Origin of the sequence: Helcococcus kunzii ATCC 51366 (assembly GCF_000245755.1) — a bacterium.
In the GTDB taxonomy this organism is placed as follows: Bacteria; Bacillota; Clostridia; order Tissierellales; family Peptoniphilaceae; genus Helcococcus; species Helcococcus kunzii.
Map to the genome: position 1 here is coordinate 318,332 of NZ_JH601088.1, position 6,545 is coordinate 324,876.

Consider the following 6,545-nt stretch of genomic DNA (forward strand, 5'->3'; position numbering starts at 1 on the left):
GGGGGTGTGGTATCCAGAGACCATAAAAAAATAGACGTGGTCCTAAATATACCGTAGGGGGGTATAAAGGGGAACAAGATAATTACAGCAATACGATTGAGCCAGTAAATTTTCTAAAATTCTATTATAACTATTATCTACTACAATCCACTAAATAACACTTTTTCTATGACATTCCTTTAAAACAGTGTGTTATTTTCGCGTCCATTCTCTTCCATTCTCTTAACCCTCCATAATAATCATCTATTAAAGCCAATAATAAATCACTATAAAACCCCTATAACAGCAAATTATATAATAATTCTTATAAAATTATATTTTCTTTAGATAAATAATTTGTAAAAACATTAACTTATAATTACAATAATATTAATGAAAGAATAGAAATTGGAGAAAAGTATGAATCCTGTAATCAAACAAATTAAGAAATTATATAATATTTTTACACCTAGACATAAGATTATTGCAGACTATATTCTTGAAAATCATGAAGTGCTTCCAGAGTTAACTGCTAGAGAATTAGCTGAAAGAACTCAAAGTGTTCCTAGTTCAATTATTTCTTTTTCAAAAAAATTGGGATATAAAGGGTTTAATGAATTAAAGTTTCAATATGAGAGTGATATAAATAGCAATACTCAATTAAATCAAGATTTATTCGATATTTTTAACAGGGTGGATAAATTAACAAAAACAAAAGAGTTTAAGGAAGTTTTAGAAATTTTAGAAAACACTCCAAAGATTTTTATATTGGCCTCTCAGATGTCGCAGATTCCAGCGAAAGATTTTTATTTTAGAATGAGAAAGATTGAGCCTTCAAAAATGATATTTTTTGAATCATACAATGATCAATTAAGGATGTCTTCTTTAATGGAAAAATCAGATGTTGCCTTAATTGTTTCTAATAGTGGGGAAGCTCAAGAAATAAAGAATTTACAAAAGGAACTTTATAAAAATGGTTGTAAGCAGATTTTGGTAACTAATTCTAATAATAGTACTTTATCCAAATATGCTACAGTTGAATTGAGTATAAATTATAGAGAAAGCCACCCAGTGTTGAATCAAGAGGTTCCGACCCTGTCAAGATATGCATTGTTGGCTATTTTAGAAAAGATATTTTTATATTTCTTATATAAAGATTTTGATAAAAATATAGAAACAATTAAGCATATGAGTAAATTATATAATAAGTAATTGTGAATTTGTTCTCTAATATATTTATTTATTTGACAATTTGTTCTTTAAATAATATTATAATATTGAAAATTGAATGACCTGAATAAGGTCTTTTAATTTTATTATAAAAGAAAACGTATTCCAAAAAATCTAAAGATCTGTTCAATTGTAAGATTAAGCGGAATGTACCATATTTTACGAGAGGAGAATAATATGGAAGTCAAAAAATTTGTTGCTATAACAGCTTGTGCTTCAGGTATTGCTCACACTTATATGGCTCAGAGTGCACTTGAAGATGCGGCTAAGGAATTAAATATTGAGGCAAAAGTAGAAACTCAAGGAACTATTGGGACAGAGAACGAATTAACGGCGGAAGAAATAAAAAATGCAGATGTTGTAATAATTGCATCTGATATTACAGTTGATAAAAGTCGATTTGTAGGGAAGAAGCTTGTAGAAGTTGATACTAATACTGTATTGAAAAATCCAAAAGAAACAATATTAAATTCTATAAAAAATTCAACAGTATATGGTGCTAAGGGTACAAAGATAAATAATAAAATTGAGATAGGTACATCTTCAAATAAAATTGTTAGACATTTAATGTCTGGTATAACTGATATGATACCTGTAACAATTGCTGCAGGGTTGCTATTAGCTATAGCTAATATTTTAGCGTTTCAACCTGATCCTAATAATCCGGATTTGGTAATTTGGGCATTCCCAGAAACTGAATTAGGAAATTTCTTCTCAAAATTATTTGATTTAGGTAAAGTTGGATTTACTTTAATGATTCCAATTTTTGCAGCGGGAGTCGCAAAATCGATAGGTGATAAACCTGCAGTTGCCCCAGCATTTATTGCGGGATATATAATTAATGATGCAGAATTTTTAGGTACCGAAACAGGCGCTGGTTTTCTAGGGGCGATAATTGTTGGTTTTGGTGTAGGTTATTTAGTAAAACTATTGAAGGGTATAAAATGGCCAGATTTTATGAAGACAATAGTGCCAATTTTGATAATACCTACTATTGCAACTTTTATTTCCTTTGTTGTTATATATTATTTAATTGGACAACCAATAGCTTCATTTATGGACAAACTATATGAAATGATTAATAATTTAACATTAAATTATAAGGCAGCTCCTTTAATTTATGGTGCAGTTCTTGGTGGAATGATGGGATTTGACTTAGGTGGACCAGTAAATAAAACAGCTATGATGGTAACATCAGCTATATTTGTTGATACTATGACTCAATTCGGTCCAACAGGTGTTAATGCTATACCACAAGCAGCGACTGGTGCTGCGATTGCAGTTGCACCACTTGGTGCGGCGATAGCTACATTCTTATTTAAGGATAAATTTACTATAGATGAGAGAGCGTTAGGGTCTTCTGCGTTTGTAATGGGAATGGTTGGTGTAACAGAAGGTGCAATACCATTTGTAGCAGCGAATCCATTATTAATTGTAGCTAATACATTATCATCAGCATTGTCTGGTGGTTTAGCAGCAGCTGCAGGAATTCACTTTTATGGTGGAGTCGGCTCACCTTTAGGAGCTTTTATAGGATATACCACAGGAATTAAATATTCATGGTTGTGGTGGATACTGATAATATTCTTTGCTTCATTTGTGAATGCTCTATTATATAGATTTATTTTAAGAAATAGAAAAGTAGTAAGTTAGATGAACCTATTTGGAGGATATAGATGAATAGAATACACTTAGTAAATCATACTCATTGGGATAGAGAATGGTATTTTACAACCATGGATTCTTTGGTTTTAAGTGATGATATTTTTACTAATATTTTTGACGAATTAGACAAGAATGATAATTTAAAATTTTGTTTAGATGGCCAATCTTCAATTTTAGATGATTATATTAAGGTAAGACCAGAAAAATATGAACTAGTAAAAAAACTTGTTAATGATGGAAAGCTTGAGATTGGACCTTGGTATACTCAAACAGATGCATTCTTTGTTGATCAAGAATCTATTGTGAAAAATTTAGCCATAGGTATAAGAGATAGCAAAAAATACGGAAAATATATGAATATTGGATATTTGCCGGATAGCTTTGGGCTAAATGGACAGCTTCCTAGTATATTTTACAATTCTGGTATAAAAAATGTTATTTTTAGAAGAGGCATTAACTTCGACAAACATATTGATAGCGCGTATTTTAATTGGGAAGGATTAAGTGATAAAAAAGTAAATTGTGTTAATTTAATAGATGGATACGGACCAGGTTCTTTTTTATCAAGTCGTGATGATTATTTGGAAGAAAAATTATTTCCTAAAGTCAAAAATATGTTAAAATTTGCGCCGATTAATAATATTATTATACCGGTTGGAGGAGACCAATTAGACATAGTCCCAAATCTCAATAATATTGTGAATGAAATAAATAGTAAAACTCAAGATGAATATATTATTAGTAGTTATGGGGATTTCTTTGATGAAGTAGAAAAATCATTCCTACAATTTCCAAAATATAAAGGTGAATTTAGAGAGCCATCACGCCATAGAGTTCATAAAACAATAGGTTCTATTAGATATGACATTAAAAGAGAAAATTTTCTGATTGAACAAAAACTTTTACGAAGAGTAGAGCCAATGATGTCAATAGCAAAAATGGCTAAAATCGATATTAGTCCAGAATTATTAATTAATGCATGGAAAAAAATTTTGGAAGGACATGCACATGACAGTATGGGCGGATGTGTATCTGATGATGTAGCAATCGACATTCTTCATAGAATGAAAGAAGCTAATGAAATTGTGGATGGTGTTGAAAATCTAATTTTGAGAAGACTTTCAGAAGAGATGGACTTAAAAAATAATGAAGTTTTAATCTTGAATACTGATATATCCGATTTTCATGGTTATAAAACAATAGAATTTATGTCCTCAACTAATGATGTAGAAATTTCTGAAGTCAATAATTACACTCTGTTAGACTATGAATATTTTGAAGGAAAAAACAATTTACTAATTGAAGCGCAAGATGGAGATAGATATATTAATGAAGATCCGTATTATAAATTAAGATTTTTGGTTAATATAGATATTCCTAGTATGGGCTATAAAATAATTAGTTATAAAAACATAGAAAATAGTCAAAATAAAATAAACAAAACTCAAGCTGATTATATCGAAAACAGTAAATACAAAATAGTTTATGATAAAGAAAAACTGAATTTAATATTAAAAAATGGAAAGACAATCGAAAATTTCATTCAATTTGAAACAATTGGAAATCAAGGAGACACATATGACTTTTCTCCATTAAAAGGTGATAATCCAATTTTATTAAATCTTAATTTAGGAGAAATTTCTAAAAGTGATGATATTCAAATGATGAAATTACAGGGCGAATACAAATTGCCATATGATTTGGATAGTAGATTAGGCTTAAAATCAAAAGAAGGAAACTTAAACATTAATATGACGATTTCCCTGATTGACGAATCTGATTTAATCGATTTTAAATTTTCAGTTGATAACAATGTATTAAGTCATAGATTAAGGGCGAAGATATTTACTGATATTGATGCTAAAGAAACTATAGCTTCTCTACCTTTTGGATTTATTACAAGGCCAATATTAAAAGATTTACCTGAAAATTGGAAGTCGAAATATGAAGAAATGCCAATAGATATTGAACCATTTGATAAAAGCGTTTCTGTTAAAGATGAAAATATGGCAATTACAATTTTTGCAAAAGGGATTAAAGAATATCAATTTAGAGAAAAAAGTTTTTTCATTACATTATTTTCAACAACTAGTCAGCTAGGTAAACCGAATCTAGCATATCGTCCTGGTAGAGCTTCAGGAGATACAACTAAAAAAGGACATGTAATGATCGAAACTCCAATGGCTGAGTTACAAGGCAAATTAGAATTTGAATTTGCTATTAACGTAGAAAACAAACTTGATGAACAAACTTCCACTTTACTATGGAATAAATACACTGATCAAAATATTTTTTATCAAAATCAAACATTAAATAAATTTATAAATAGATTGGATAATAAAATTCAAAGTAGATTTATAGAAAATAGGGATAAGATCGATTTTTCTCTATTAAAAGTTGAAGGAGATGTTTATTTCAGTAGTTTTGCACCTTCTCTTTATGATAAAGACTGTTATATTCTGAGATTGCAAAACCCAACCAAAGAAACTAAAAGCTTTAGTTTATCAAGTGACTATATAAAGGAATGGAAAGTAATCAATAATATTGAAGAAGAACAAAAAAATCAAAAACTACAAATAAATCAGTATGATACTCTTACATTAAAAATTTGGTTATAATGGTGAGGTTGAAATGGATTATTTAGCGATTGACATTGGCGGCACTAGAACTAAAAGTGCTATTGTAAATAGTGAAGGAAAGTTTAAAAATAAAGAAAACATTCCTACTCCTGATAAATATGAAGAATTGATTTCATATATAGTACGAAGATTTTTAGAAAACAAAATTGATTCAAATACAATTGGATTAAGTTGTCCAGGAGTATATTCACCTAAAAATAAAACAATCACTGGTTCTTCTGCTTTATCATACTTAATCAATAAAAATATTATTAATGACATCCGAGCAAGCTTAAATGATGTAAAAATAATCATTGAAAATGATGGTAATTGTGCACTATTAGGTGAAATCTCAACCGGAGAATACGATAAAATAAATAATATTTTGATGCTTGTAGTAGGAAGTGCGATTGGAGGATCTGCAATAGTTGATGGAAATTTAATAAGAGGTGCAAACCTCAATGCGGCAGAATTTGGCTACATGATGATTGATAATAATGTTGAAAGATCAAAATACCATTCCCTCGGCGGTAAATGTGGATTAAATGGTCTACTAAACTACATCAATGAAAGAGGATTTTCCATTTCAAATGGTAAAGAATTATTTTATAAAATGTCTGAAAATAAAGAATTATATTCTTTAGTAAAAAATCAATTAAAATATTTAGCCTTATCAATAATAAATCTTCAATATATCCTTGATCCGGACCTAGTTCTGATAGGTGGAGGAATAAGTAAAAATGAAAAGTTTATAAACATCATAAAAGATAATATAAATGAAATAATGACCTTGAGAGCAAATTATAAAGTAAAACCTAAAATAGAAGCAGCAAAACAAGGTAATGATGCCAATTTATTAGGTATAGCATATAAATGTAGGGAGGATCTTGAAAATTAAATGAAAAGACTGTTGCAAAATGACGAATAAGTTGTTTTGTAGCAGTTTTTTTGTTGAATGGACGGTGAATTTCGGGCGGAATGATGCTGTATTTAAGATCCATCAATAACTGATGCGGATAAAGTGATGAGGTGTTTGCTGAGTAATTTTATGTG

Annotated in this window: 4 protein-coding genes; all 4 read left to right on the top strand. The window is 29.3% G+C overall.

The window, feature by feature from the left end:
* Positions 1 to 399: 399 nt before the first annotated feature.
* A complete protein-coding gene (locus HMPREF9709_RS01350) occupies positions 400 to 1,191 on the top strand; it encodes a MurR/RpiR family transcriptional regulator (RefSeq protein WP_005397198.1) in 792 nt (263 codons plus the stop codon).
* Between the two features lie 195 nt (positions 1,192 to 1,386).
* On the top strand, positions 1,387 to 2,862 hold the full coding sequence (locus tag HMPREF9709_RS01355) for a PTS fructose transporter subunit IIC (protein WP_005397199.1): 1,476 nt from the start codon (positions 1,387 to 1,389) through the stop codon (positions 2,860 to 2,862).
* 23 nt (positions 2,863 to 2,885) lie between these two features.
* Positions 2,886 to 5,492, top strand: coding sequence for a glycoside hydrolase family 38 N-terminal domain-containing protein (locus HMPREF9709_RS01360; protein ID WP_005397200.1), 2,607 nt, complete (start codon positions 2,886 to 2,888; stop codon positions 5,490 to 5,492).
* A gap of 13 nt (positions 5,493 to 5,505) precedes the next feature.
* Positions 5,506 to 6,390: an ROK family protein gene (locus HMPREF9709_RS01365; protein WP_005397201.1), complete on the top strand. Its 885-nt coding sequence runs from the start codon at positions 5,506 to 5,508 to the stop codon at positions 6,388 to 6,390.
* Positions 6,391 to 6,545 lie beyond the last annotated feature (155 nt).